This is a genomic window from Oceanobacillus halotolerans, from assembly GCF_010993955.1.
Classification (GTDB): Bacteria; Bacillota; Bacilli; order Bacillales; family Amphibacillaceae; genus Oceanibacillus_A; species Oceanibacillus_A halotolerans.
In genome coordinates this window covers 139,486-165,565 of the sequence record NZ_WIXL01000001.1, presented here as the reverse complement: position 1 = coordinate 165,565, position 26,080 = coordinate 139,486, and the positions used below count along the sequence as shown (strand labels likewise).

Genomic DNA, 26,080 nt, shown 5'->3' with positions numbered 1-26,080 from the left:
TTCTTTTACTATGGAAACCTTTAGTATGGTAAGAAAATTTGTATAGAAGTAAACCAAGTAAATGCAAAAATAGCAATACTTAAATATCCCCAAATTCCTTTTTTATCTTTCTTTAACTCATTTATTCCTATAACAAACATCAGTGCTCCTAGGGATAACAACATAAAGGGTTGTAATTCTTTGTCGTTAGTTATTAAACCATAACCTGATATTGCAATAACTATCACTGCTAATATAATCCTTAGTATGTTTAGCAAAATATCTCCCCCAATACCTATTATAAATTTTCTCTTTATTAGACAATCCTGCCACGTAGTTCAACAGTGGTAACAACAGCTTGTTAAGCTAAAGCACCCTTTAGTTTAAGTGTAAGAATTCACAATCTTAATATTAATTGCCATTTTTTTCACCTTTATTTTTTTCTATTTTCATTGCTATAAAAAAGTAAATACCAATGCATAGTGGAATAACAATTCCCGAAATTGTTAATTTTAGTTCCTCTTTTAAGTTAGTCAGGTTCATAATAAACTCTGGTAAAAATAAAATTAATGGGAGAATAATAGAAATCCAAGTTTTACTCCAGAATGATATACCTATAAACACTACTATCGCAACAATAATTGCAATAATATTACCAGTATCACTAAATACTAAACGTAGGGGTTTCATAGTATCTATCCAAATAAATTAATCCAAAAAACAAACTGATAGGGCTGAATCCCAGAATTGCAAATAATAAATATTCTTTTGTTTTAGATAACTTCTTACTTGCTACATATTTAAAAATAACTAACGTGAGTGATAAAAACAATAATAGGATAAATAAGTTTCCACCCAATTCCAACAATGAGTATTCTATTCCACCACGGAGGGCATTTCCTAATAAATCATAAGCAAAAAGACCAATAATAAGGATTGGGATGTATTTTAGCCAACTTTTTAAATCAAGTGACATTTCACCCGCAATTTGTTCCATATATTCTTTCGGAGTTCCACCAATAATATCTTCTACACTTTTGCCCTTTGCTTCTGCTACAGATAAATGGTCTTTCAATTCTCCGATAATTTCCTCAATTTCCTCTTCATTTTTTCCGCTTGAAAACAAGTACAATCTCAAATTCTCCAAAAATTCTTTGCTTTGTTTTGATATGTTCATTATCATTAACCTTCCTTCCCCAATAAATGTTCTACACTCTTCGAAATCTCAAACCATCGTTCTTTAAACGCTTCTAATTCTTCTATTCCTTTTTCCGTCAATGAATAATACTTTCGTTTCGGACCACCTGAAGGAAGTGCTTTTTGACTGGTTACAACTAATCCTTCTTTTTTCATACGAAGTAATAGAGGGTAGATACTTCCTTCGCTTACCATTGTAAATCCGTAGGAATATAGTCTTTCCATCATTTCATATCCATAGGTTTCTCCTTTAGCAATAATTGACAGAAGGCATCCTTCTAATATCCCTTTTAATATTTGACTTGAAGACACTAAATTCACTCCTTTTAAGGAACTCATAACTAACTTGTTATGCAATATAGTTGTGCAAAAATGAAGCACAACAACAACTAACTTGTTATGCAATATAGTTTATATATTATCAAATATCATAATATAGTCAATAGGTTTTTGCTAACTTTGTTAAACTCTTCTGCCTCTTTAGCACAATAGGAGTTATCAGATTGACAACTCCTTGTTAAATATTCGCTCCCAATTCTTTAATAAGGTATTATGTTAAACCTGTTAATTTTGTTTATTTGTTCTTCTTTGACCTCTGTATTGACCGTTGTAAACGCAAACCCTTTAAGTGAGGTTTGCTATTCAAATACACAAGTAAAAAGGATACTACAATAAAAAGTAAAAATTTCACATTATCCCTCCTCTTAATATCATTACGGATTTTTCACTACAAATTTTTCACTAACTGGTCCGATTGTAGATCACAAGTTAAACCCCGTTCTTAAACTAAACTGCCATTTACTTTAATAAATAAGGTGCTTAATCCTTCTTGAAGATAAGCACCCTTTTGTTGAAGACTAAACTTCATTGTGTTTTTTGCACCGTATCCATTGCCTTTTTTAATTCATTCGGTTTTTGACTGCCGATTATCACTGTATTATATTTCAACCTTAACTCTATACCTTCCTTCCCATTCAAGTTATAAGCTGTTTCTCCCTTAAGATTAAATCGAATTCCCCAACCTCCGAATCGTTTAAGTGGGCTGTTAGTAATGCTATCGTAGTAACGGATATCTTTGAAAAGGAACTGCTTATATTGAAAATGAAAAGGAACAAAACGAATATAAATCCCATCATTACGGACTTCAATTATCAGTTTTAATATTCCTAGCATAACCACAGGAAAAATAATTCCAAAAATCAACCAAAAAATAATTGTGACCACATCTGGGGCAGGTTTATCCCCCATTGGCACACCAAAAATAATTTGCTGAATGAACCAGTACCACATAAAGATAGCAACTAATAAAATTAACACCCACCATAAAATTTGTCGTGGTCTTTGGACTTCTCGGTACACAACTTTAGTGTGTTTCCCCATTTTCTCACCTCACCTTTATTCCATTAACCTGCCCTTTAGCACAATAGAAGCTGCCTTACTGACAACTTCTTGTTCAACTCTCGCACCCGTTCGTAATATAAGGTTAGCCAGATTTTACTGGTTGACCTTTTTTTTAATGGTCTTATTATTAACGGTAGTCGGGGTAGAACGTCGCACCCGTGGGACTTTGATCCCGTCAATTAAACTGTTCACCCCCTACTTGTATAAACATGTTTCAGGCTGGTTGGGACAAAGAGATCCCGTTTAACAAGCGAACCTATGACATTACAAGAAGCCTTAGGGGTTACCGACTAATTTAAAATACTAGGAGGAGATAGTCTATGAATCCAGTCATTGGTCTGGATGTTTCAAAAGGGGAAAGTCAGATTCAAGCCTTTTTAGATAAAGGTAAGCCTTATCGAAAGAGCTTTAGTATTAAGCATGACCTTAAAGGGTTGGGGAGTTTACTAGAATTCCTTCATGAAGTTGAAAAATCTGCTAATGGCAACCAACCTACGGTCGTATTGGAATCAACTGGTCACTATCATTTTCCGGTTATTCAATTTTTAGAGGAGCAAAAATACGTTTATATTATTGTTAATCCTCTTATCTCACATCGTGCCAAAAGTTCAAGTCTACGTAAAGTTAAAACAGATGCAATAGATGCCTATCACCTTTGTGAGCTGTTTTATAAAGAAGAGCTAGAACCTTATAAAAAGCGAGGTATACAACTGTTAAACCTTCGTAACCTTACTCGACAACAAGAAAGTATTGCAGAAATATCAGCCAAAACTAAGATACAGTTACACTCCTTGTTAGATCAAGTATTCCCTGAATATAGAGGTGTGTTTGGGGATTTATATTCTAGGGTATCTTTGCTCACTTTACTAGCATTCCCAACATCTGAGGCGGTATTAAATGTGAGTGAAAGAGAGTTGTCAGAAAGGATAAGATCTTTATGTAAAAGTCGTTCCGACCTTTGGGCACAAGAAAGAGCCAAAAAATTAAAAGAGGCAGCCCTTCGTAATCCGTTTCAAAGAAACCTGTATCATAGTAATATCTTTAGTCTTGAGATGTTAATTAATCTGGTTCTTCAATATCAAGAGCATCTATCAAAAATTGCGACTGAAATAGATGCCCTCGCTAAAGGTATTGAAGAATATCATATTCTCCAATCTATTCCTGGAATAGGAGAAAAAATCGCTGCAACGATTATTTCCGAGATTGGAGAGATAGATCGCTTTAATAATGCCAAAAAACTCGTTGCATTCGCTGGAGTGGATCCGAGTGTATATTCTTCTGGTAAGTTTACAGCATCAGTAAATCGAATCACCAAACGTGGATCTAGCAGGCTTCGTCACGCCTTGTATATGGCTGTTCAAAGTGGGATTCGTGATGCACGTAAAAAGAAAACGACTGATGAGACCATAGCACGCAATAAGAGACTAAGAGAGTTTTATGATAAGAAACGTGAAGAAGGTAAACCCTTTAGAGTAGCAGTTATTGCATGCGTTAATAAGCTTTTACATTGGATTTATGCCCTACTAAAAAGCAGAACAACTTTCCAAGATATAGCTTAAAAACTATATCTAACTAAATACAGCAAAACCTTCCAATTAAAGGAAAATGGAAGGTTATTTGGCATGCACATTTTTAGTATATCACGACTAACTTAAACTTTTTATTGAAAAATATTGACAAACTATTAGCTGGTTTAGCTTAATTATCTTCTCTCCATCCAATTTTCTGAATAATAACGGCTATAACTTTATTTTTATAAAACCCAAACTCTACATTTATCATATTATCTTTATCAAAATATCCAACCGTATCTAAGCCATCTTGAACTCTTTCATAATAGTTCTCACCATATTCTTTAATAACCTTTTCTTTCGTATCCCCAATTTTAATTTCTTTTGAAGTTTCATATATTTTGGAGTTTTTGTGTTCTCTTCGAATGAATAATCGAATAACCCTGTCTTCTATAAAACCAAACTCTATCCCATCGTAACTTAAATATTTTGACTTTGGATTTTCTATTACTTCGACATCAGTTGGATTTTCAAAAGCATTTATTACATCGTTCTTATTTGAATTTATTGATATAGAATTGATATTCTCACCAGAGAGGTCAATACTCTCTGTGCTTTCATAGAAATCCATCGTTCCCTTCGCTAAGGGTTCACATCCTATTAAAATTAAAAACATAATTATAGTTGAAATTATTGTTGAAATTTTTAAAATCCTCCTCAAAATAATCCCCCTATCTTTTATATAATTGGATATTTCACCATAAAAATCCATAATCCTTATTCAATAATCCTGCCCTTTAACACAATAAAGTCTAAATTTCTTATTCCAGATAAGCCACCCGTTAGCTTAATAACAATGTAAAGCTAGCTTGACTTATACTTAAATTCAGTGTAAAGTGTACTTAACGTCAAGTTAACTTAACATGAGTGTGGTGATATTGTGAAAAATAATATTAAGTCTATGCGGTCAAAACATAGTTTTACTCAAGATGAATTGGCAGAACGATTAGATGTATCAAGACAAACGATTATTTCACTAGAAAAAGGACGGTACAATCCTTCAATTACTTTAGCTTTTAAGCTAGCAAGAGTTTTTAACTGTAAAATTGAAGAAATTTTTATCTATGAGGAGGAATAACTATGGCAAGTAATAAGTCAAAAGAAAATCGAATCATCTATTTATGTACAGGAGTTTTATTGACTATAATGGGTGTCTATTTAAACTATGGAGACATAATAAAAGGTGAATTTCCTGATGCAATAATGTTACTTGCACTGGGAATTAGTCAGTTGCTTTTAGCATATTTATCACCTCACATCTTCCCTAAAGATGAACGAGCAAAAGAAATTATAGGGAAATCAATGACCATAAATTACTTTGTTCTTTTTGCCACAATATTAGTTTTATTTTTAGCAACAGGTTCTTTTGGATTCTTGGCATTAGATGCAACACAGGTACTAATTGTACTTTTTTGTATCATGATAATTACTATTCCAGGAACTATGGTCATCTACTCGAAAATCATCTAGTTCATTTAATTGTTAACACAGAACGGATTCTTTTATTAGGAAATCGTTCTGTGTTTTTTACAATCCTTCTTACACTAAACTGCTCCGTTAGCTTAATAACTTTACCTCAATACTAACATAATATTCCAAAAATAAAATTAGAATTTTAACCATAAGGAAAAGGTGATCAATTTGAAGGATCACCTTGTTTAACTCTTGCACCCTATTATTTAATTGTTTTGCTTCATTCGTTTTAATACATATACCCAACTCGGAACTATTAATAAAATCATTAAAATGCAAGTCAATACAATAATTAGTATCTCTGATAGTATTGTTTTGTCAGGGAATATATATACATCAAGGACAGCTAAAGACAAAAGCATTATTAAACAAATGGAAAAACTGCGGTATATACTCTTTATCCCAAAATTATTTGTCTTCATAAAAACACCTCCATTTTCTTAAACTATCCTGCCCCGTTAGTTTAAGTACGTTCTTTCACAAACTCTATATTTATTTTAACATAAAATAACAATTATCCTCTTGGTTTTAAAAAGTCAGCATCGAAAATAACATACAAATTCACATAGGAAAAAGTACATTGACAACAGCTATTGACATTATGCTATTCGGGGTGCGATTTTGTATGCTAATTCAAGCGTTTAAAACCAATAATCGTTGATACATAGGGAAAAAAGAAAAGACCAAATCATATGTGATTTGGTCTGCTAATTGATATGCTATTTCGTATGTTTCTCCACCGAAACGGAACTACTTACCATTCACTAGGGGTGCTCTCTTTATGTCATCCAATTAGGTGGCGTATTTTTATCCCAAAAAATCTCTCCAAGGACATGATGTTCGGAAAACCCATCATGTGATGTATGGTAGTGGAAGTTAAACCAATACCCCTCTAACGGGCGTTTATCACGACGTACGTGAAACATCGCAATATTATTTTCGGTACGTGTATCATATAGATGAAAAATCTTTTCCCCTGTGCCATTGGAGGGGTCTTCGGTAATGCCGTAATAAGCCATTTCCTCTTCATCTAATAGCAATTGAATCGCTTCTTCCATATTTTCATAAATAGTTGACATTAAATTATTATCTAATTGAGAAGTTATTCTTGGTCCTAATTTTAGAAACGTCTGTTCTTTTGCTTTTTCCGTAATGAAATAAAGATCCTGTCCTTCAGCACTCTCTTCATCCGTTGTGTGCGTTTCTACAAGCGTAGCTATTGCATCAGCCTCTACATTGGGATTCGATGAGGCTGCTTCTTTTTCTTCCTCGGCATTCGTGTTCATTGTAATGGGTGGTACATACATGCCTAGCGTTACAATCGCTACAAACATGACAAAAAGTTTTCTCATCCATTGTTTCATCGCCATCATCCTCTTACATAAATTTTATCATATACGCTAAAAATGTCTATAAGATTCTTAATTTTTTCTCTACCGTATGTAGGTGGAATGTGGCAAATGTCACTATTTTGTCATTTCATTTTGTGACATTCATCACATAATTTACAAGACTTTTTTCCTATACTATTACTAGACCATTATAATTAACGATGTTTAAGAAAAAAATTTCTTCATCCATGAATAGAGGTGCTTAACATGCGCTATGAAACAGAACTAAATCATGCATTGAAACGATTAAAAGAAATTGAATTCGCCCTAAACGAGTCATCCATGGTTGCTATTACAGATCATAGGGGTGTGATTCAATTTGCAAATGATCGATTTTGTGAAGTTTCCAAATATAGTAGGGAAGAGTTAATTGGTAATAAGCAGAATGTCGTAAATTCTGGTCATCATACGAAACAATTTTTCGCAAATTTGTGGAAAACCATTAGCTCAGGTAACGTCTGGAAAGGTGAAATTAAAAATAAAACAAAGGATGGCAAATATTATTGGGTGGACTCCACTATTGTACCTTTTTTAGATGAAAACGGAGAACCATACCAATATATTGCCATTCGCCATGATATTACAAAACGGAAACGCTATGCAGAAAAAATTGAACGAATGGCATATTTCGATGCATTAACTCAGTTGCCAAATCGTAATGGCCTACCTGCATGGCTAAAAGAGCATATGAATGGAAATCGTTTCACTGCCTTCTTTCTAGATATTGACCGATTTAAATCGATCAACGATACGTTTGGTCATCATATAGGAGATCTTATACTGCAAGAGGCTGCAAAACGATTAAAAGGCTGTCTCCGGAAAACCGATTTCATTGCACGACTTGGTGGCGATGAGTTTGTTATTTTATTAAACGAGGATCACTCAATGGATCATATGCACACCGTTGCAACCAAAATTCTACAAGCATTTTCGTTTCCATTTAAGTGTAATAGCAAACAAATCTACACTTCTACCAGTATTGGAATTAGTACAGGAGTCGTAACCAATCATGAGCCTTCTGAATTGGAGTCATTCGTTGGAACATTAATTAAACAAGCGGATACTGCCATGTACCATGCTAAAAAACAAGGTGGCAATTCTTATTGCTTTAATACTCTGGAACAAAATATGGAATTAGAACGATTCTACCAACTAGAACAAGAAATAAAACACGCATTAACGAAAGATGAATTTCGTATTGTATACCAACCACTTGTGAATTTAACAAGTAACCAAATTGTGGGTGCGGAAGCTTTACTAAGGTGGGATAATCCGAAACTAGGAACTGTTTCACCTACAGAATTCATTCCATTACTAGAAGACATTGGTCTGATTATTCCTGTTGGTCGATGGGTCATGCGTTCTGTTTGTCATCAAATGAAACAATGGGTTGATCTAGGAATGGGAATAGGTCGGATTGCAGTCAATGTATCACCCATTCAATTTCGACATGAACATTTCATTTCCGATGTACGCCAGATCCTAAACGAGACTGGGCTCGATCCACATTGTTTAGAGTTAGAGATTACGGAGAATGCGATCCTTCACATGGACAAATCAATTAAAACGATAGAAACACTAAAAGAATTAGGCGTGAAGATTTCCATTGATGATTTTGGAACAGGCTATTCTTCATTAAGTTATTTGAATCGTTTAGAAATCGATACGTTAAAAATAGACAAATCCTTTATTGATGACTTAAATATGGATGGAGAAATCATCATTGATACGATTATTCACATGGGGAAAAACTTAACATTTAATGTATTAGCAGAAGGAATTGAAAATAAAGAGCAGTTGGCGTACTTGAAGCAGCAAGATTGTCATGAAGGCCAAGGTTATTATTGGAGTAAACCAGTTGAAGCAGATGATATCCCAACCCTTTTTCTGCAAAAGGCAGCTGGTGTATAACGATGGACATGGCGAATAGTGGCACCACCGTTAATGTGGTGCTGTTAAAAGGGGTGGAAGTTAAAATTAGGACGATACGATAGAAGATGTGACGTTAAAAACCAACAAAGAATGGGAAAAGAGCCTATTATACCAATCTCATCTAAAAGATGTCCTAAATTGCTTTACTTCTTCTTTATCATTGAAACTAGTAATGACAAATGATAGTAAAGGTTAGATGCTACAAATCCGTATATGGAGAATGTAACAACATTAGATAAATAGAAGCTTTGGAAAAATAGGATAAGATAAATTAGGCCAACGAGTATACCAGCTAACGAGTACAAACCGAATCCGACAAAATAACGTACCCATCTGGATTTTCTATTAAAACTTCCAACTAATTTATCAATTAAGATGGAAACAGGTAAACCCGCAAGTAAATAAGCTGGACCAGTATAAATAACGACAAAAACAGCCGTTTCAAAAAACCCAAAATAATAAACATTCGGGTCACGTTGCGAACTAGGCACATAGGAAACCCAAGAGAATATTGCTGCAAATAATATAGTAGCTAGTACAGTGGTTAAAAATCTTTTCAACACTTTCTATCCTCCTAACAAATAATGCTTTACTTTTCCCTTATTAACCAATAACTATTCTCTAAATGGGAGGCGTGGACGTTCATCTTCGTAAATGGAGTAAATCCATCCTTCATTTTCTATCAAATATTATAAACTAAGTAAGATTTGTGAAAAAATGGACTTGACGTAACGGGTGCGTTGAAGAACGCTCAATTAAATTTAACACAAGGCATTGCTAAAAGTAGCAATGCCTTTTTCTTCACTTCTAATAATTACCTAATTAACACATGAATTAACAACGATTTTCGCACCATTTCAAACGTATGTCAATAAAAACTGTCACCCTGCTGTTTGTACTTCTAATAGTAATGCCATTTGCCTTGTTAAAGAATATTAAATTGCTTTATATCAACAAGCAGCAGGTACTAAAACAATCGCTAAAATGCCTGTTAATTTAATTGTTATTTCTTGTTTTCTCTGCGTTAACGGAACTACTTAGGAAATCTATTTACGTTTTCGCATCATATCATACGGTTTTACAGGGTGATCTACTTTCATTTTGACAGTCATCATTGCTCGTGGTGCGCGATCAATCTCGTTTCCTTCTTCATCCCACATTTGATGAATCGTTTGGGAAACATGATCAAACCCTGGTCCGTAAAATTCAATGTCATCACCAACTTCAAACAGATTACGCTGTTGAATGGTTGCGATTTTGGTTTCCTCATCATAAAGAAGAACTTGTCCAATAAAGGAATAAGCCGGAATTTTACGGCGCTTGCCAAATAGCTGTTCATTTTCTGTTGGCATACCATAGTAAAAGCCTGATGCTAATTCACGTGTTGCCACCTTCCATAACTCATCTTCCCATTCCTGTTTAAACTCGTAGTTTTCAGGGTCTTCACAATAAGCATCCACGGCTTTGCGATATACATTGGCAACCGTTGATACATAGTGAATGGACTTCATGCGCCCTTCAATTTTCAAGCTGTCTACACCATTTTCCACTAAATCAGGGATATGACGAATCATGGACATATCAACTGCACTCATCGAGAAATCTTCAACTGGGTCTCCAGCTAATACAGATTCGTGCTGTTCAGGCTGTGGCATTTCAAATAAATCGTATTTCCAGCGACAGGACTGTGAACACCCGCCGCGATTGGCGTCACGATTGGACATATGGTTACTCAAGGTACAGCGTCCTGAATACGAAATACACATCGCCCCATGTATAAAGGCCTCAATTTCCACGTCTGTCTTTTCCTGCATTTCTTTGATTTCGTCCATCCCAACTTCACGAGCCAACACAACACGTTCTAAGCCTTCTTTATGCCAGAAGTTAAGTGTCTCGTAGTTCGTTGCAGATGCTTGGGTGGAAAGATGGATTGGCAAACCAGGTGCATCCATGGCACAAATCTCGATTAAAGCTGGATCAGAAACGATAACGGCATCAATGCCAATATCACGCAACTTGCGGAAAAATTCCCCCGCACCTTCTTCATCTCCTTCATGGGTCACCATATTTGCTGTGACATATACTTTTGCATCATGTTTGTTGGCAAAAGCCACGCCTTCTTTCATTTCATCATAGCTAAAATTTCCAGCACGACTTCTTAAACCATATTGATTTCCACCAATATAGACAGCATCTGCACCATAACGAATTGCCGTTTTTAGTTTTTCTAGTGTACCAGCTGGTGCTAACACTTCTGGTTTTTTTAATTTTGTTTTCATCATTGTTTCATCCCCACCTATTGTACTTCGTCTGGATCTTTCACAAAGAATCCTGCATCCAGTGTTCGTTCTGCCGGATGTAAGGTTAGTAGTTGTTCATTTAACTGTTGAATTACGTCATCTGTTAGTTGATTTTCAGCAATTGCCTGTTTTGCTTTTACGAATAAACGTGCAATTTGCACAAAGTTATCACCAGGTGTGTAAATACCATCCAATTTCCAGTGGGTCAGATTTGCATCTCTTAATTGTCTGATGAATGGCATCAAGTTTATATCATCTGTGTTAAACACATGTGTCCCATTTATATCTTCGTAAATCGAGTAGTGTGTTTCTGGTTTTTTCGGTTCTGATACGTATAAATCATTTTCTTCTGGTTTAGCTGTTTGGGTGAAATTATAATAATTTTCTACTAGTGGCCGCTTAGAGTGATGGATGCACGTTGCTCCGTAAACTTGTACTTCAGCTGGTACGACTACATTTTCCCCAATAGATTTTAATTCTTCATGGGTGATTTCTCTGGCTAGGACAGCACCAGTCGCACCGCGTTTTGCCCAAAAATTAATATGTTTAGCACTTGTTACTAACGTTTGTGCATCATAAATGTATGGTATTTTTAAGTTGTTAGACTGGATTAAGTGAATAACACCAGGATCTCCAACGGTAATGGCATCTACCCCAATGTCTATTAAAGATTGGACATAGGGAACTACTTTATCGATTCGATCATTGTGCATGATCGCATTAACTGCTACGGTAACTTTTTTGCCATTTAGATGGGCAAACGTTGTTATTTCCTCCATTTCTTCACTAGAAAAAGAGGTTGGCAAACGTAATCCAAACTCATCATTTCCGATATAAAGCGTATCCACTCCAGATTCTACTAAAGCTTTCGCCTGATCAATTGATTCTGCTGTTGCTACTAATTCAACCATTCCTTCATACACCTTTCTTATCCCAATCTATACGCGATCATAGCATAAAAGCAGCAAATTAGATGTGCTAAACATCACAAGAGTGCCTGTCACTCCCCGAATTTTGTCGAATTCGGGGAGTGACAGGCACCACCCGGTTTTTCTTATACTTGGGACATTAAAATTTTGGCAACGTCGAATCCACTTCTTAGCTAAAATTTTATACTTTCCTAACATGGAATGAAAAAAGGGAAGTGGCCTAGTTTAGTAGGCTACTTCCCTTTCCCATTTTCCAAATGTTGTATATTTAGGCCATTACGATACCATCACTTTACACATATCACTCGTGAAGGCTACTGGATCGCTTACTGGTAGTCCTTCAATCAATAGAGCTTGGTTAAATAAAATTTTCGTATATAAATCAAGTTTTTCTTTGTCATTTTCAAATGCATCTCTCAAGGATTGGAAGACCTCATGATTCGTATTTATTTCTAATACTTTATCTGCTTGAATTTGTTGATTATCTGGCATTGAATTAATCACTTTTTCCATTTCAATCGAGATTTCGCCATCTGCTGATAAGCATACTGGATGTGTTTTCAAGCGATTTGATGCCTTCACATCCTTCACCTGTCCAGCTAATACACTCTTCATATGCTCAAAGAGATCTTTATTCTCTTCCTTATCTTCTTCACTCGCTTTTTCGTCGTCTTCTTCAATACCTAAGTCCCCACTGGATACGGAACGGAACTCTTTATCGTCATAGGACATTAGTATTTTGATCGCAAATTCATCGACTTCATCGGTGAAGTAAAGAATTTCATATCCTTTGTCAGCAACCACTTCAGTTTGCGGAAGCTTTTCAATCTTGTCATACGATTCACCAGCAGCATAGTAAATATATTTTTGATCCTCTGGCATTCTAGAAACATATTCGTCTAATGTAACTAGCTTTTTCTCAGTAGAGGAATAGAATAACAATAAATCTTTTAGCACATCTTTGTTTGCACCAAAATCATTGTACACACCAAACTTCAGCTGTTTACCAAAGGAATCATAGAATTTCTCATAGTCTTCCCGTTCATTTTTTAACATACTTTTTAATTGGCTTTTGATTTTCTTTTGAATGTTTTTCGCAATGACTTTTAGCTGGCGGTCATGCTGCAGCATTTCCCGTGAAATATTTAACGAAAGATCCTCAGAATCCACCATCCCTTTCACAAAGCCGAAGAAATCTGGTAAAAGATCTGAACATTTTTCCATAATTAATACACCATTTGAATATAGCTCTAAGCCTTTTTCATATTCCTTTGTGTAATAATCAAATGGCACATTTTCTGGAATATACAAAATCGCATTATAGCGCACAGTGCCATCCACATTTAAGTGTATATGTTTTAATGGCTTATCAAATCCATACCGTTTTTCCTTATAAAAATTCTCGTAATCTTCATCGGTTAGCTCACTTTTATTTTTACGCCAGATTGGCACCATGCTGTTAACAGTCTGTTCTTCCACATATTCGTCGTATTCTTCTTCATTATCCTCTTTTGGCTCTTTGACAGTAACATCCATCTTAATTGGATAGCGAATAAAGTCAGAATACTTTTTAATAATCTCTTGTAAACGATGTTCTTCTAAAAAATCATCAAATCGCTCATCTTCTGTGTTCGTCTTAATTTTTAGCGTTACTTCTGTCCCAACATCTTGCTTATCACAAGGTTCAATTGTATACCCATCTGTTCCTTCTGATTCCCATTTAAAAGCTTCATCACTATTTAGTGCTTTACTTTTTACCGTTACAACATCTGCTACCATAAACGCAGCATAAAAACCAACCCCAAATTGGCCAATAATATCATGTCCATCTTTTATTTCATTTTCATTTTTGAAGGCTAATGACCCACTTTTTGCAATAATACCAAGATTGTTTTCCATTTCGTCCTTGGTCATCCCAATTCCAGTATCCACTACTTTAAGGGTTCGTGTGTCTTTATCTGCAGAAATCTTTATGTAGTAGTTTTCTGGATCAAAGCTTAACGAATCGTCGGTTAATGCTTTGTAATAGATTTTATCAATCGCATCACTTGCATTAGAAATCAACTCACGTAAAAACACTTCCCGCTGTGAATAAATCGAATTGATCATCATTTCGAGTAGTCGTTTAGACTCTGCCTGAAAAGCATGCTTTGCCATTGTCATCTCTCCTTCATCTGATTTTTTATAGAACTATATGTTACCTTTCTAGTAGCATACAAGAATGTTTTCTCTATCATTACCGCTTCGGTAAAGCATTTCGTTGTCATAGTGTCTACTTTACCGTGGATTCGCCACAAAGCTCCTGGTGATACCCACACTGCGGGGTCTCCTAGGCTAGTTTCGACGGACAGGACGTCCTAGTGCCGATAGACATAAGGACGTGGCGCTTTCATCGGCTAGTACCTACCCCCTCGAGGTCTTAAATCAATCCTCTTTGAGGTGAAAGCGACTGTCTGAAGCGGAAATTAATTCGCCACCTTACGACGTATTATATGGATTATGTGACATAGAAAACAGCAAGAAAGAGCTTTTTATATAGAAAAAGTGACACTTCAATTAGTGGGGGTTTCCTTTCCTCCCCCACTAATGGTTAGTTGAACGAATCGGGCATTTACAGGCAGTTTGATCCTCCACTTATCTTCCTTAGATCTCCTAAGAAAGCTTGAAGTGGGGGGTCTTACTGCCCGTTATATGCGGGATAAATGTTTCTTTTTAGCACTCACCTTATGCAAGTGATAACACTCTTTTATTTTAATATCATATCCTATAGTTCGTGTCAATTACGATGCTAAAACAATATGAAAAAACAAACTAACTAGCAACCACAGCCGCACACTAAATAACTGCATAATCCGCAATAGAAAATCTCGCATTTGCTCGCCTTTTAGCGAAGGTGTTAGTTTTTCTTATACTTGGGTCATTAAAATTTTAGCTACATCGAGTCCACTTCTTGGCTAAAATTTTCCTAACGTAAAAAAAGCCTGACTTAAATCGTCCTTGACATTTCCATATAATGTCATCTTTAATACACACGTTCATAATTATTAAACAACCTTAGTAAAGCTATTTTAAGATAAAGTGAAACTTCCATCAGTGAGGGTTACCTTTCCTCCCCTACTGATGGTTAGTTGAATGAATCTGACATTTACAGGCAGTTTGATCCTCCACTTATCTTTCTTAGATCTCCTAAGAAAGCTTAAATTGGGGGGCTTACTGCTCGTTACACGCGGGATAAATTGTTAAACCTAATACAACTCCATAGAACAAGGACATCAACAATGAGTATGTTCCATAACTGAGGTCGAACAAGATATTACCACCAAATAATGGCGTGATGAATATTAGGTAAAAGGGATACTGTAATGAGGCTATCGAATCTAAAATAACATTATCAAACATAAGGTGTTCAAATGTTGTGATGAGGAATATAAGCACACCTGATGCGACTCCAACTATAGTAAATACCTTCAATTTCTTACTTCCATTTTTAGAGTAAATAAGAAATAAGAGCATAAACAATAATGTTACAAGTAAATTGAAAATGCCCACATTTAAATCTGGATACTTTAATGCAGGAAATAGATTTATTGAAAAAGCCAATAAATATGAGCCTATTAGCAATATTAAAAATTTATATTTCATATTAACCCCCACCTTGTTGATTTTCCTTATTAAACTTACTGGCAGTTGGGAAACAGAGTTCTCTTAATCATCTATATTTAGTTTAACACAAAATAACAAATACCAACTGTAGCAATTTAGGAAGAGCTAAAAAACGTGGTGATTAGCAGTATCATTAGCAACCTAATTCACAAGATGGATATTGTCACTCTGTTATTTGTTATATTATTTACTATGCTAATTCATACAAAACTTAATGAATATCATTGTTATTTTTAGAAAAACCCGCATCGATCGTCCTTAGCGAATGTATTCGTTTACTTATACTTAGGACATTAAAATTTTAGCCACGTCGACTCCACTTCCTAGCTAAAATTTTATACTTTCCTAACGTACAATGAAAAATAACATACCAATTGGGACCTAATTGATATGCTATTCCATATACTATTTATAATGCTTTTCCATCTTAAACGGAACTACTTAGCTTTTACTGGATCTACTCTTTCATGAGCCAACAACATTTTCATAAATATTATCTAGCTTTTCTTCATATAAATCCATATGAACAATACGTGCTTCTCGAACATATTCTTTCCCTTCCACAAATAGCAATAATACGGGTACGGTAAAGATAGAAAAGTAACCAGCTACCTCTTCCACTTCTAGTGTATCAATGGATCCTAACTGAATTTCAGGGTATTTCTCCATCAGTTGTAACACTTGTGGCTTTAGTCCATGACAGACACTACAGTTAGGCCGTGTGATATAAAGAAAAGCTAATGTATGTTTATTTATAAATGACTCGATATCATCTATACTTTTCATCTCTTTAAATTCACGCATAATAAACCCTCCTAATTGGCTTTGGCTATTTTCTAAAAGATTGATGCTTTTAGGTAAGGAATGTCATAAAGCGAAACTTCAATCAATGGGGGTTACCTTCCTTCCCACTGATGGTTAGTTGAACGAATCGGACATTTACGGGCAGTTTGATCCCCCACTTAGCTTTCTTAGATCTCCTAAGAAAGCTTGAAGTGGGGGGCTTACTGCCCGTTACATGCGGGATAAATATAAGATAGATTATTCGTTGTAAAAAAACAGTTTTATTTTATACCTAGGATTCCCATTATCTTCATACCTATTTTCCCAAACGAATCATCTTTTGTCATTCGCTTTTACTCCTTGTATAATGGGAGCGAATACAATACGGAGGTTGATAAACTTGATTCTTTCCAAATGGCTTCACGAATCGAATTATACCGTAGTATTTACTGGTGCTGGCATGTCAACAGAAAGTGGTCTGCCTGATTTCCGTTCAACCAATCAAGGATTATGGAACCAACAAGACCCCAGCAAGATTGCTAGTACAGATGCATTAAATAACAATGTGGAAGCATTTATGGATTTTTATCGTGAACGCGTACTTGGTGTTAAACAATATACCCCTCATAAAGGGCATTACATCTTAGCAGACTGGGAAAAAGAGGGGATAATCAAATCAATTATTACCCAAAATGTGGACGGGTTTCATCAAGAAGCTGGTAGTAGGCGGGTAGCTGAATTACATGGAACCTTACAACAAGTTCATTGTCAACAATGCGGCAAGGTCTACAAGAGTGAAGCATTTCTAAACAAGGACTATCACTGTACATGTGGAGGAGTACTTCGACCATCAGTTGTTTTGTTTGGAGAGGCGTTACCGCAAGAAGCTTTTCAATTTGCTTTGAATGAAGCAGAAAAAGCAGACCTATTTATCGTATTAGGTTCCTCCTTAAGTGTAACCCCTGCAAACCAGTTTCCACTAATTGCAAAAGATCATGGTGCAAAATTAGTTATTGTGAATCGGGATAAAACGGAATTAGATCATTTTGCCGATGAGGTAATTCACCATAAAGCAATTGGAGATGTTTTAGAAAGTCTCACCTAATACAAGTACCAAAGCAGCTTTCTTTAAGAAAGGTGCTTTTTTCTTTGGTTTTCGATAAGGCAAAAGTTTTATTTTTTGAAAATTTATAATAAAACGTTGACTTTCTAACATTATTGCATATAACTTGCACTAAGGAAAAACTTTACTATGAAGACAAGTTTTTAACTTATGCACAAATATCCAACCGTTTAATACAGTATCGATGATTCAACGCCAAACCTTTAAAAGATCCTTGCTCAACCATCTTTACAGAATATGGAAAAGAAGATAACAGACGAACAATTTCATCAATCATGTTATCTTCTTTGGAAAATCACCATTAAATGTTTGCGATAAGTAACAGAACCCCGTTATGGTAACATGCACTCCTTAAATATTTTCAAAGAATAATCGTACAACATCGGCTCCACCAACAAAGGTACCAATTCCACTTCCAATATTAGCTAATATAACGATGAGTAAAATCCTCGTTACTTTGTTGCGCCAAAAGCCTTTTACCGTATGGGAATCCTCTGAAAGCATTTCAAAATCACGGACATTTGGTTTCTTAACATAGGCTTGTACAATTCCTGCAAACCATCCTGCTGCTAGCAAGGGATTAAGTGAGGTCAGCGGTGCAGCAAAGAAGGCAGTTATTACTGCAAGTGGATGCCCAAATGCAAGTGCTGTTCCAAGTGCTGAGAATGATCCATTCCATAGTAACCAGCGAATGGTTTGATCTAAACCTGCTGAAGGATTTGCATAAAATGTATAGGCAATAATACTGATAATCAAAATTGGTATTGCCCATCCTATAATTTTCGGTGCCTTGGATTTTGGTGGGACCTTCGTTAACCGTTTTAGGTCATGATCTTTTTGAATTTCTTTTGTAATCCCTGGTACGTGTGCTGCTCCTAATACAGCCACCACTTTTTCACCTGGTGCATTTTTAATTTTTTGTGATAAGTATTGATCACGCTCGTCAATTAATGGACGTTTTAGTTCGGGAAAGTACTCTGTAAACTCCTGCAAGATTGAGTCAATCATATCTTTTGATTTCATTTTTTCCAGTTCTTCTTCGGATATTTTTTCGTTGGTAAAAATTCCACCAACCACTTGCATAAGCAGCATCATTTTCCCTTTTAAACCAAGGCCTCGCCAAATACGAGAAAACGTTGTTTGGATATTACGATCTGCTAAGACGAGCTCAGCATTAGTTTCCTTTGCCGATTCAATTCCCTGAATCATTTCCTGACCAGGATTAATGCCTAACTGCTTAGCCATTCGCTTTTGGAAAGAGGAGATTGCGATATTCATTAACAAAAGAGTTGATTTCTTTTCCTTAATAACTTTAAAAATATCCATATCTTGCCATTTGCTGCCTTCTTGAATGGATTGATACCGTTGCTCATCCAATTCTACACAGACAGCATCTGGGTTTTCCGTTTCTATCACTTCTTTAACTTGTTGTGTACTGTGTTTGGAGACATGTGCTGTTCCAATTAAGATATATTCTTTTCCATTTAAATGGATTCGTGTAATATTTTCCTCACTCATAGATTAACCTTCCTTTAATGAACGAATCATTACTTGTCCAATTATATTCATCTTATTACTATCTTAAACTAGAAATGCTTGAATGAGAATAGATTTCCCTTTGTTTTTTTGGGATAGTCGAGTGAGTTTGGGATGTTTGTTGTATGATTTTACGGTGGTGTTGCATGACTTCGCGGTGGTGTTGCACGACTTTGCGGTGCTGTTGCACGACTTTGCGGCGTTGTTGCACGACTTTGCACAGAACCTGCACGAATTTGTGGAGATGTCGCATGAATTCGTAGAGTGCTCACACGATAACCATATATCCCAAAATTTCCGTCTGTATGAAACACATTCCTAGTGGGTAATGTAAGTCTATAGGAGGGATTTTTGATGACACCACAGTACTTAAGCGTGGAAGAGTTTAATGAAATGCTACATCAATGGAACGGAGAAACCATTAAGATATCCAAAGAAGAACTAGATGATCATGATGAAACCATTTTAGACTTAGATAATATTTCCTATTCAAAAGATACAAGAAGAATTGATGACTATGAGCCAATGCATTCTCTTCATTTAAATGGGACTGGATTCACAGAAACAGATGATGTGCAAGAATACCAACCACTACCATCTTCGTTATATGAGATTCCGTTAGAGGATTCCACCATTTATCAGTTTGATGGGAATCAATTTCGCTTAATAACAGAACGAGGCACTTACACCATAGAACGAGTAAATCATTAAAATTGTTCTTTGCACCCTTTCTTATATCCGTTTAAATTGCTTGGAGTATTTTTTAAAATAAATGTAAAATTAATATACACATGGTAGATAACAGGCATATTAGAAAGGTTGTTTTATTTGGATGTATCAGTTGAAGCTTTAATTTTTTTACTATCAGCAATGCTACTTGTTGGTGTACTTGCCACTAAATTCTCATCTCGACTTGGATTACCTTCTCTCGTTTTATTCTTAGTTGTCGGAATGTTTCTGAACCGTATTATTTTCTTTGAAGATGTTCAACTTACACAATTCATTGGTATGCTAGCCTTAATTATTATTTTATTTGAAGGTGGTACCCAAACAAAATGGGACCACATCCGACCTGTGATTGGTGCTGCCGGTGTACTTGCTACCTTTGGAGTCTTAATTACATCCTTAGTGGTTGGGTTAGCCGCCGTATATATACTCGATTTTTCCATATTAGAAGGCATGTTATTTGGTGCGATTGTTGGTTCAACCGATGCTGCAGCAGTATTTTCTGTATTAGGTAATAAGAATATTAAAAAACGTCTAACTGCTACCTTAGAGGCTGAATCTGGTTCCAATGACCCGATGGCTGTTTTTTTAACGATTACCGTTATTGAATTAATCCAAATACCAGATAGTTCCATTTGGTCTGCAATCGGCGGATTTTTTATTCAAATGGGTCTAGGATTAATTGTTGGGCTTATCCTAGGAAAGGTAACTGTTGTTATCATTAATCATATAAAACTAGATATTTCTGGTTTGTATCCCGTTCTAGCAATGGGGAGTGCAGGATTGACATTTGCACTCACCGATGTAATGGGTGGTAGTGGACTACTTGCTGTTTATGTCATGGCAGTGTATTTAGGAAATCATGATCTGATGTACCGCTTCACGATTCTTCGATTTAGTGAAGGATTTGCATGGATGATGCAGATTGTTATGTTTATCTTATTAGGATTACTTGTGTTCCCTAATCAATTACTTGATGTGTTATGGCAAGGCATATTACTGGCGATCATTCTTATGTTTATTGCAAGGCCTGTTGCTGTCTTCATCTCTATGCTCTTTATGAAGTACAATATGAAAGAACAATTCTTTATTTCATGGGCTGGATTAAAAGGTGCTGTTCCAATCGTACTAGCAACCTATCCGATAGTAGCAGGAGTTGAAAATAGCCATATCATTTTTAATGCAGTTTTCTTCGTTGTCCTTATTTCGGCATTAATACAGGGAAGTACCTTATCATGGGTTGCCACAAAGTTAAAATTAACTGGTGGAACAGATCAACATGAGCTACCATTAATGGAGATTATCAACCTTGGGAATACGGATTCAGAAATTGTAGAAATGTTTATTTCAAAGTCATCTCCGGCTGTTGATACATCCTTAATAGACTTGGAACTTCCAGATGATACTTTAATTATTGGCATTGTTCGAGAGGAAAAGGTAATTACCCCAACTGGAACAACTATTATCCAAGACGGGGACAAATTATTTGTACTTAGCCATAAAAAAAGTAGAGAACATGCAAAAGAAGCTTTGTTAGGAAAGAAAATTGTTAAAAAAGACAAAGCCAAAAATGAGGCAAAAAAATTCAACTGGCGTTTTTGGGAAAAAAGAAAAGACAAAGGACACCACTAATGTATAAATGGGCTTAGAAATCTATCTAAGCTCATTTTATTTATTATAACTTAAGCTGCTTTTTGAAAATCTACCTTATGTCGAAGTTTAGAAAAGAATCAAATACAAGAACCATTACAATAATCGCAAAAAAGTGAGGAAAAATCATAAGATCTCTTCCTCACTACCCGTCAATAGTACTTTCTTCTTTTATTAGCTGCACTCGTTTAATCGTTCTACCCTCCGTCCCAAGGATCGTAAACGTAATATTACCTCGCTTTAAGGTGTCTCCCTCTTTTGGAAAGCCATTCATTTCTCGTAATAAGTACCCAACCAATACGTCCTCTTCTTCTGGGATTTCAGTATCAAAAATAGAGTTCAAGCGATTCAATGGAATTTTCCCGTTACAAATAAGTTCTGTATCCGTTAATTTTTCAATCAACTGGTCTCCATCTGTATCGGTTTCATCTTCAATTTCGAGGCCAATCATCGCTTCAATAATATCCTCTAGTGTAATAATACCCTCTGTTCCACCATACTCATCCAGTACAATTGCCATATGCTTTTTTTCTTGCGTCATTTTTCTAAAAATTAATTCAATCGAATGAAATTCATACACCATCAATGAATCTGTATCAATGTAAGTATCAAGCGGTTTTTCTGGCTCCATTGACCAAGATATTAGAAATTTAGAATGGAAGATTCCAATGATTTCATCCATATCCTCTTTAAAAACGGGATAACGCGTAAAAGGATTTCGCAAAACAATATCACGCACCTCTTCATACGTTGCGGTATATGGTAATGCAATCATATCCACACGAGGTGTCTTCAACGCATCATTCACATTTAAGTTATAAAAATCAAGCAACCCTTTTATACGATGGGATTCTTCCTTTTCAAAAGTACCCTCTGTATCGGCAATATCGACCATTGCACGGAATTCTTCTTTCGATATCGTCGTATTTTCCTTTTCCCCTTTAGAGAGAAAGCGAATAATGAAACCAGTTAATCCATTTAGTAGAAGTGTAAAGGGTTTTAGCACCCATACGATAAATCGAATAACGGGTAATACAATATAGGATATTCGGTCAGGAAACGTTGCTGCCACTGACTTCGGAATCACCTCCGATACGATAATAATCGTGATCGTTAAGATTGCAGATGCCAACGCAACATTAAACCCATACTCAATTGCCAGCATGGTGACAAGTGTTGGTAATAAAATGTTTGAGATGTTGTTTCCAATTAAAATTGCGGTGATAAACTCCTGTGGTTTCGATATAAGTGCTAATAACTTCTCCGATTTTCGGTCCCCATTCGTTGCTTTTGTTTGGACTCTCATTTTATTCGTTGCGGTTAATGCCGTTTCACTACCAGAAAAGAAAAATGAGACAAATATTAAAACAATAATAGCTAAAAGCAAAAAACTTTCCCTCCTTCACTTAAAAACCCATATGCCATAACCCATACAAACAATGACTCATCCAACTATCTTATTCTTCGCTTAATCGTACCGATAAATTCCTCGTTTTAAAATATCCAATTCCACCTTAAAATGATCATATGCTGCTTGGTTCGATAAGTCCTCCGCAAACTTTATAACGAAATTACGGAACATCACTGCCATCATAATTTGCATCATATGCGCTAATTCCTTTTCATTATTTATATTTAATTTGTCCTTATCAATCCATTCACTTATTTCTTGAAAGTCTTCCTCGTTTTGTGGATCGCTAAATATCTTTATAAAGGTATCTTCCATCTTATGTGTCATGTGTAAGAATACATTCCGCATAAAGGCAATATTTTCTTTCTCGCTTATCATTGATTGGAAAAAGGCTAATATCGATTCACATAAGTCACCATCATATTGCTGTAACAAGGAATTAAATTGGCTCTTCCGTTTTTTATTTTGTTCATGCAATAAAAAGAAAAAAGCATCTTCTTTGTCTGCAAAATATTGGTAAAAACTACCTCGTGGTATGCCAGCTTCATTCACGATATTGGAAATCGATGCTACATGCAATGGGACTCTAGAAAATTCATTTTCCAATGCGTGCATTAACGTGTCTTTTTTTTCACTTGGTAAGTTATAAAAAGTAGATTTTGGCACCTTTATTCCCCCTGTTAATGTAAAAGAAACACCAACTAATATGGTGTTTCCTACCTACACTTTCGATGCGTTTATGATCTAAATTGATTTTCTTCTTGTAAGAATGCAACAAATTGATTCATTGCTCTATCTGGATGCTGTTTTACCTGATTTATATAATTAGCTTTTACAGTTTCTGAAACAATATTACTTCGTTGGATACGTTCAACTATATAATTCACACTATGTTGCCTTACCTCTTTTTTCTGTAATTTTACTTCTTTTGATAAAGCAAAGCCAATTGCACCAATTACAGCATATATGATAATGGAAACAATGGAACGTTGATCTTGTGGAATCATAAACAATAAAACGAATAGATTCATGATGGAAATAACGATCAGTGGCAATGACCAAAAAGCATACCTTGACATTTTCTTCATGAATGGATGTAACTTATCTTCAATGGCTTCAATCTCTCGTTTAATAAATTGAGGCATGTTTGTCATGGGCACATTCATGCTAATTCCTCCTATATATAATTCAAATCATTTCGTACACAAAACGATATGATGTTAGCTGTTTTCTACCATTTTTAACCTTTACTCCCTAAGTAATACCTCAATTTGCATTATTTTGTATTCCCTTTGGTTTGGTACACAATTCCGCCTGTACCCCTTTTAGTTGTAATTCATCAACCAATTTCTTTAAATCTTTCACGTATAGACAATTTACTGACATTTCTTCACTCCTATATGACATACTGTCACTAATCTTACATGTCTAATTTTATATGACAAAGCGTCACTTGTCAATATGAGACAACATAAAATAATTAAGTGCTAAACCCTTTAAGTTACGTGTTCAAAAAGGAGGATAAAAAAGGGCTGAGTCGGCTAAAGTCTAAGGCGTACTGTTGCAACGCCTCACGCTAACGTCCTGTCGAGTCGAAAGTTCGAGGCGGCGAAGCTCCCAGCAGCGGAGCGTATGCAATTAATACGTGAGCGGCGGAAAAGTAAGCCAACGAAGAAACTAGATGTGTCATTTTTTCCGGACTTTTTGAACTTGCTCTTTACATAATATAATTCTTATCTCATCAAGTCTCTTTTCGTATGCCCAACCGTTTCATTTCTGCTACTTTTTCTTGGATGACAGGATTCCGATAATGAATAACTTGTGTTTCCACTAAATAGTCTTCTATTACATCCGACATAATGGTCATTTCCATCATCATCTCCCTAACAAATTTAATAATTCAATTATAGCGTTAGGTTTTTTACTATCCAGTGATTTCTGTCATCAACTATGTATACTTTCCATAAGCAGGTAAATCCCTGTTATCATTAAAATAGTATAGGTAAACCACTGAAAGAGACGTTGATTAACCCATTTAAAAAGAAATTGGCCAAGGATTAATCCAATAAATATAAGTGGTAAAGAAATGATACTAGAGATCCAAACCGTTTTACTGGTTCCGGCCATTATTACTTGGATTACTAAGCTAGAAAAATAGATAAAGAGATAGAAAGCTAATGTTGTTCCTCTTAAGGTTTCCTTTTTCGTGTCTGTTCCAGAAAAATATAATAATAATGGTGGTCCAGGCATCCCTATACTCGTAGTGAGAGAACCAGATACCCCGCCTACTAACAAATCACGTCGCTTATGCTGTGTAATACGAAAATGAAGAATCAATAATATTGTAAGTACTAGGATCACGATACTTACAACGAACTTTAATAGGCTAACATCGATTAGCAAAAATGTCATAATGCCAATTGGCAATCCTGCAACACTTCCTATCACAAAACGCTTTAACATTCCAATATTAACATCCTTCCTGATCTTAGAAATCAGTGCCAAGGATATACATAATGATAGTACTAAATTAATTTGAATTGCTTCCCTCGGTTCAAAAAGCAAAAGTAGAAACGGCGTTGCCATGATAGAAAAACCAAAACCCGTACTCGTTTGTAAAACAGCTGCTATAAGAATAATTAAGCCAAAAATGATAATTTCCACAAACACACCTACTTCTTTAGCTTCTTTTTTAAAGTTTATCATTTTACGATAAGGGAATACAGGGAGGGACATACAAATATGTTATTTGAAGAGGAGCAGATAACGAATAATAAGTAAATAAAATCGTTCAGTAGGTTTAAGTAGCTCACTTATGATGAAAATCTAAATTAACAATCGAAATAGTATATCAAATAGAATAGTTGGTATGCTATTTTTAGTTGATATGACAACATTTAATAATAAATAATCTCTCTCTTAACAATAAAAATAGGACTCGAATTAACATATTGCTAATAGGTGTTAGTAAGGTGAAAAATTTTAATTGCTGAAAAGCTTTTGTCCTTCATCGTA

Annotated in this window: 25 protein-coding genes; 7 read left to right on the top strand and 18 right to left on the bottom strand. The window is 35.3% G+C overall.

All coding sequences use genetic code 11. The features are described from left to right. Positions 1-20 precede the first annotated feature (20 nt). From GHC26_RS00790 to GHC26_RS00770, 5 genes are all read right to left on the bottom strand, one after another. Positions 21-257 (bottom strand): DUF3953 domain-containing protein, encoded by a 237-nt coding sequence (locus GHC26_RS00790; RefSeq protein ID WP_163969351.1) that lies wholly within the window; start codon positions 255-257, stop codon positions 21-23. A 133-nt stretch (positions 258-390) separates the two neighbouring features. Further along, positions 391-669: a hypothetical protein gene (locus tag GHC26_RS00785; protein ID WP_163969350.1), complete on the bottom strand. Its 279-nt coding sequence runs from the start codon at positions 667-669 to the stop codon at positions 391-393. After that, positions 644-1,156 (bottom strand): HAAS domain-containing protein, encoded by a 513-nt coding sequence (locus GHC26_RS00780; RefSeq protein WP_163969349.1) that lies wholly within the window; start codon positions 1,154-1,156, stop codon positions 644-646. The genes GHC26_RS00785 and GHC26_RS00780 overlap by 26 nt, the downstream gene beginning before the upstream one ends. A 5-nt stretch (positions 1,157-1,161) precedes the next feature. Continuing rightward, positions 1,162-1,488: a PadR family transcriptional regulator gene (locus GHC26_RS00775; protein ID WP_163969348.1), complete on the bottom strand. Its 327-nt coding sequence runs from the start codon at positions 1,486-1,488 to the stop codon at positions 1,162-1,164. Positions 1,489-2,040: 552 nt separating this feature from the next. Beyond that, complete coding sequence (locus tag GHC26_RS00770) at positions 2,041-2,556, bottom strand: DUF6141 family protein (RefSeq protein WP_163969347.1); 516 nt, start codon at positions 2,554-2,556, stop codon at positions 2,041-2,043. A 341-nt stretch (positions 2,557-2,897) separates the two neighbouring features. Here GHC26_RS00770 and GHC26_RS00765 point away from each other — a divergent pair, with 341 nt between their 5' ends. Beyond that, the gene (locus GHC26_RS00765) at positions 2,898-4,136 is read left to right on the top strand and encodes an IS110 family RNA-guided transposase (RefSeq protein ID WP_163969346.1); all 1,239 of its coding nucleotides are present in this window, start codon (positions 2,898-2,900) and stop codon (positions 4,134-4,136) included. A 139-nt stretch (positions 4,137-4,275) separates the two neighbouring features. Here the strand turns inward: GHC26_RS00765 and GHC26_RS00760 are convergent, their stop codons facing one another. Beyond that, the gene (locus GHC26_RS00760; protein ID WP_163969345.1) at positions 4,276-4,860 is read right to left on the bottom strand and encodes a hypothetical protein; all 585 of its coding nucleotides are present in this window, start codon (positions 4,858-4,860) and stop codon (positions 4,276-4,278) included. 168 nt (positions 4,861-5,028) lie between these two features. Between GHC26_RS00760 and GHC26_RS00755 the strand changes: the two genes are divergently transcribed. Both GHC26_RS00755 and GHC26_RS00750 read left to right on the top strand, forming a co-directional pair. Then, on the top strand, positions 5,029-5,226 hold the full coding sequence (locus tag GHC26_RS00755; RefSeq protein WP_163969344.1) for a helix-turn-helix transcriptional regulator: 198 nt from the start codon (positions 5,029-5,031) through the stop codon (positions 5,224-5,226). Between the two features lie 2 nt (positions 5,227-5,228). Further along, complete coding sequence (locus tag GHC26_RS00750; RefSeq protein WP_163969343.1) at positions 5,229-5,618, top strand: hypothetical protein; 390 nt, start codon at positions 5,229-5,231, stop codon at positions 5,616-5,618. Positions 5,619-6,400: 782 nt separating this feature from the next. On the opposite strand, the gene GHC26_RS00745 is transcribed toward GHC26_RS00750, so the two are convergent. Next, positions 6,401-6,985 (bottom strand): YpjP family protein, encoded by a 585-nt coding sequence (locus GHC26_RS00745; protein ID WP_163969342.1) that lies wholly within the window; start codon positions 6,983-6,985, stop codon positions 6,401-6,403. A gap of 234 nt (positions 6,986-7,219) precedes the next feature. Between GHC26_RS00745 and GHC26_RS00740 the strand changes: the two genes are divergently transcribed. Continuing rightward, positions 7,220-8,923: a putative bifunctional diguanylate cyclase/phosphodiesterase gene (locus tag GHC26_RS00740; protein WP_163969341.1), complete on the top strand. Its 1,704-nt coding sequence runs from the start codon at positions 7,220-7,222 to the stop codon at positions 8,921-8,923. A 164-nt stretch (positions 8,924-9,087) separates the two neighbouring features. Here GHC26_RS00740 and GHC26_RS00735 read toward each other — a convergent pair whose 3' ends face one another. From GHC26_RS00735 to GHC26_RS00715, 5 genes are all read right to left on the bottom strand, one after another. Continuing rightward, positions 9,088-9,507, bottom strand: coding sequence for a hypothetical protein (locus GHC26_RS00735; protein ID WP_163969340.1), 420 nt, complete (start codon positions 9,505-9,507; stop codon positions 9,088-9,090). Between the two features lie 483 nt (positions 9,508-9,990). Further along, complete coding sequence (locus GHC26_RS00730; RefSeq protein ID WP_163969752.1) at positions 9,991-11,223, bottom strand: peptidase U32 family protein; 1,233 nt, start codon at positions 11,221-11,223, stop codon at positions 9,991-9,993. Positions 11,224-11,240: 17 nt separating this feature from the next. Next, positions 11,241-12,155, bottom strand: coding sequence for a peptidase U32 family protein (locus GHC26_RS00725; RefSeq protein ID WP_163969339.1), 915 nt, complete (start codon positions 12,153-12,155; stop codon positions 11,241-11,243). Between the two features lie 294 nt (positions 12,156-12,449). Next, entirely contained in the window at positions 12,450-14,330 is a 1,881-nt protein-coding gene (htpG, locus tag GHC26_RS00720) for a molecular chaperone HtpG (protein ID WP_163969338.1), read from the bottom strand. Positions 14,331-16,301: 1,971 nt separating this feature from the next. Next, entirely contained in the window at positions 16,302-16,640 is a 339-nt protein-coding gene (locus GHC26_RS00715; protein WP_163969337.1) for a thioredoxin family protein, read from the bottom strand. A 382-nt stretch (positions 16,641-17,022) separates the two neighbouring features. Here GHC26_RS00715 and GHC26_RS00710 point away from each other — a divergent pair, with 382 nt between their 5' ends. Continuing rightward, positions 17,023-17,724 (top strand): NAD-dependent protein deacylase, encoded by a 702-nt coding sequence (locus GHC26_RS00710; protein WP_163969751.1) that lies wholly within the window; start codon positions 17,023-17,025, stop codon positions 17,722-17,724. A gap of 369 nt (positions 17,725-18,093) precedes the next feature. Here the strand turns inward: GHC26_RS00710 and GHC26_RS00705 are convergent, their stop codons facing one another. Further along, positions 18,094-19,260 (bottom strand): TraB/GumN family protein, encoded by a 1,167-nt coding sequence (locus GHC26_RS00705; protein ID WP_163969336.1) that lies wholly within the window; start codon positions 19,258-19,260, stop codon positions 18,094-18,096. Between the two features lie 372 nt (positions 19,261-19,632). On the opposite strand from GHC26_RS00705, the gene GHC26_RS00700 reads away from it, so the two are divergent. Both GHC26_RS00700 and GHC26_RS00695 read left to right on the top strand, forming a co-directional pair. Continuing rightward, positions 19,633-19,989 (top strand): hypothetical protein, encoded by a 357-nt coding sequence (locus GHC26_RS00700; RefSeq protein WP_163969335.1) that lies wholly within the window; start codon positions 19,633-19,635, stop codon positions 19,987-19,989. Between the two features lie 117 nt (positions 19,990-20,106). Next, complete coding sequence (locus GHC26_RS00695; RefSeq protein WP_163969334.1) at positions 20,107-21,636, top strand: potassium/proton antiporter; 1,530 nt, start codon at positions 20,107-20,109, stop codon at positions 21,634-21,636. A gap of 163 nt (positions 21,637-21,799) precedes the next feature. Here GHC26_RS00695 and GHC26_RS00690 read toward each other — a convergent pair whose 3' ends face one another. From GHC26_RS00690 to GHC26_RS00675, 5 genes are all read right to left on the bottom strand, one after another. Next, positions 21,800-23,041 carry a hemolysin family protein gene (locus GHC26_RS00690; protein WP_163969333.1) on the bottom strand — a complete coding sequence of 414 codons (1,242 nt, stop codon included), beginning with the start codon at positions 23,039-23,041 and terminating at the stop codon, positions 21,800-21,802. Between the two features lie 81 nt (positions 23,042-23,122). Then, a complete protein-coding gene (locus tag GHC26_RS00685) occupies positions 23,123-23,731 on the bottom strand; it encodes a TetR/AcrR family transcriptional regulator (RefSeq protein WP_163969332.1) in 609 nt (202 codons plus the stop codon). A 71-nt stretch (positions 23,732-23,802) separates the two neighbouring features. Then, positions 23,803-24,231, bottom strand: a complete 429-nt coding sequence (locus tag GHC26_RS00680) for a DUF5392 family protein (RefSeq protein ID WP_163969331.1) — start codon at positions 24,229-24,231, stop codon at positions 23,803-23,805. 575 nt (positions 24,232-24,806) lie between these two features. Beyond that, on the bottom strand, positions 24,807-24,938 hold the full coding sequence (locus GHC26_RS16010) for a hypothetical protein (protein ID WP_264175941.1): 132 nt from the start codon (positions 24,936-24,938) through the stop codon (positions 24,807-24,809). 71 nt (positions 24,939-25,009) lie between these two features. Further along, positions 25,010-25,729, bottom strand: a complete 720-nt coding sequence (locus tag GHC26_RS00675) for a sulfite exporter TauE/SafE family protein (RefSeq protein ID WP_163969330.1) — start codon at positions 25,727-25,729, stop codon at positions 25,010-25,012. Positions 25,730-26,080: the final 351 nt, after the last annotated feature.

Excerpts from the sequence above, each read along its gene's own strand:
- GHC26_RS00785 (WP_163969350.1), bottom strand. The coding sequence starts at position 669 with ATGAAACCCCTACGTTTAGTATTTAGTGATACTGGTAATATTATTGCA.
- GHC26_RS00780 (WP_163969349.1), bottom strand. The coding sequence starts at position 1,156 with ATGAACATATCAAAACAAAGCAAAGAATTTTTGGAGAATTTGAGATTG.
- GHC26_RS00770 (WP_163969347.1), bottom strand. The coding sequence starts at position 2,556 with ATGGGGAAACACACTAAAGTTGTGTACCGAGAAGTCCAAAGACCACGA.
- GHC26_RS00765 (WP_163969346.1), top strand. The coding sequence starts at position 2,898 with ATGAATCCAGTCATTGGTCTGGATGTTTCAAAAGGGGAAAGTCAGATT.
- GHC26_RS00760 (WP_163969345.1), bottom strand. The coding sequence starts at position 4,860 with ATGGATTTTTATGGTGAAATATCCAATTATATAAAAGATAGGGGGATT.
- GHC26_RS00750 (WP_163969343.1), top strand. The coding sequence starts at position 5,229 with ATGGCAAGTAATAAGTCAAAAGAAAATCGAATCATCTATTTATGTACA.
- GHC26_RS00745 (WP_163969342.1), bottom strand. The coding sequence starts at position 6,985 with ATGAAACAATGGATGAGAAAACTTTTTGTCATGTTTGTAGCGATTGTA.
- GHC26_RS00740 (WP_163969341.1), top strand. The coding sequence starts at position 7,220 with ATGCGCTATGAAACAGAACTAAATCATGCATTGAAACGATTAAAAGAA.
- GHC26_RS00730 (WP_163969752.1), bottom strand. The coding sequence starts at position 11,223 with ATGAAAACAAAATTAAAAAAACCAGAAGTGTTAGCACCAGCTGGTACA.
- GHC26_RS00725 (WP_163969339.1), bottom strand. The coding sequence starts at position 12,155 with ATGGTTGAATTAGTAGCAACAGCAGAATCAATTGATCAGGCGAAAGCT.
- htpG (WP_163969338.1), bottom strand. The coding sequence starts at position 14,330 with ATGGCAAAGCATGCTTTTCAGGCAGAGTCTAAACGACTACTCGAAATG.
- GHC26_RS00715 (WP_163969337.1), bottom strand. The coding sequence starts at position 16,640 with ATGCGTGAATTTAAAGAGATGAAAAGTATAGATGATATCGAGTCATTT.
- GHC26_RS00705 (WP_163969336.1), bottom strand. The coding sequence starts at position 19,260 with ATGAGTGAGGAAAATATTACACGAATCCATTTAAATGGAAAAGAATAT.
- GHC26_RS00700 (WP_163969335.1), top strand. The coding sequence starts at position 19,633 with ATGACACCACAGTACTTAAGCGTGGAAGAGTTTAATGAAATGCTACAT.
- GHC26_RS00680 (WP_163969331.1), bottom strand. The coding sequence starts at position 24,231 with ATGAATGTGCCCATGACAAACATGCCTCAATTTATTAAACGAGAGATT.
- GHC26_RS16010 (WP_264175941.1), bottom strand. The coding sequence starts at position 24,938 with ATGGAAATGACCATTATGTCGGATGTAATAGAAGACTATTTAGTGGAA.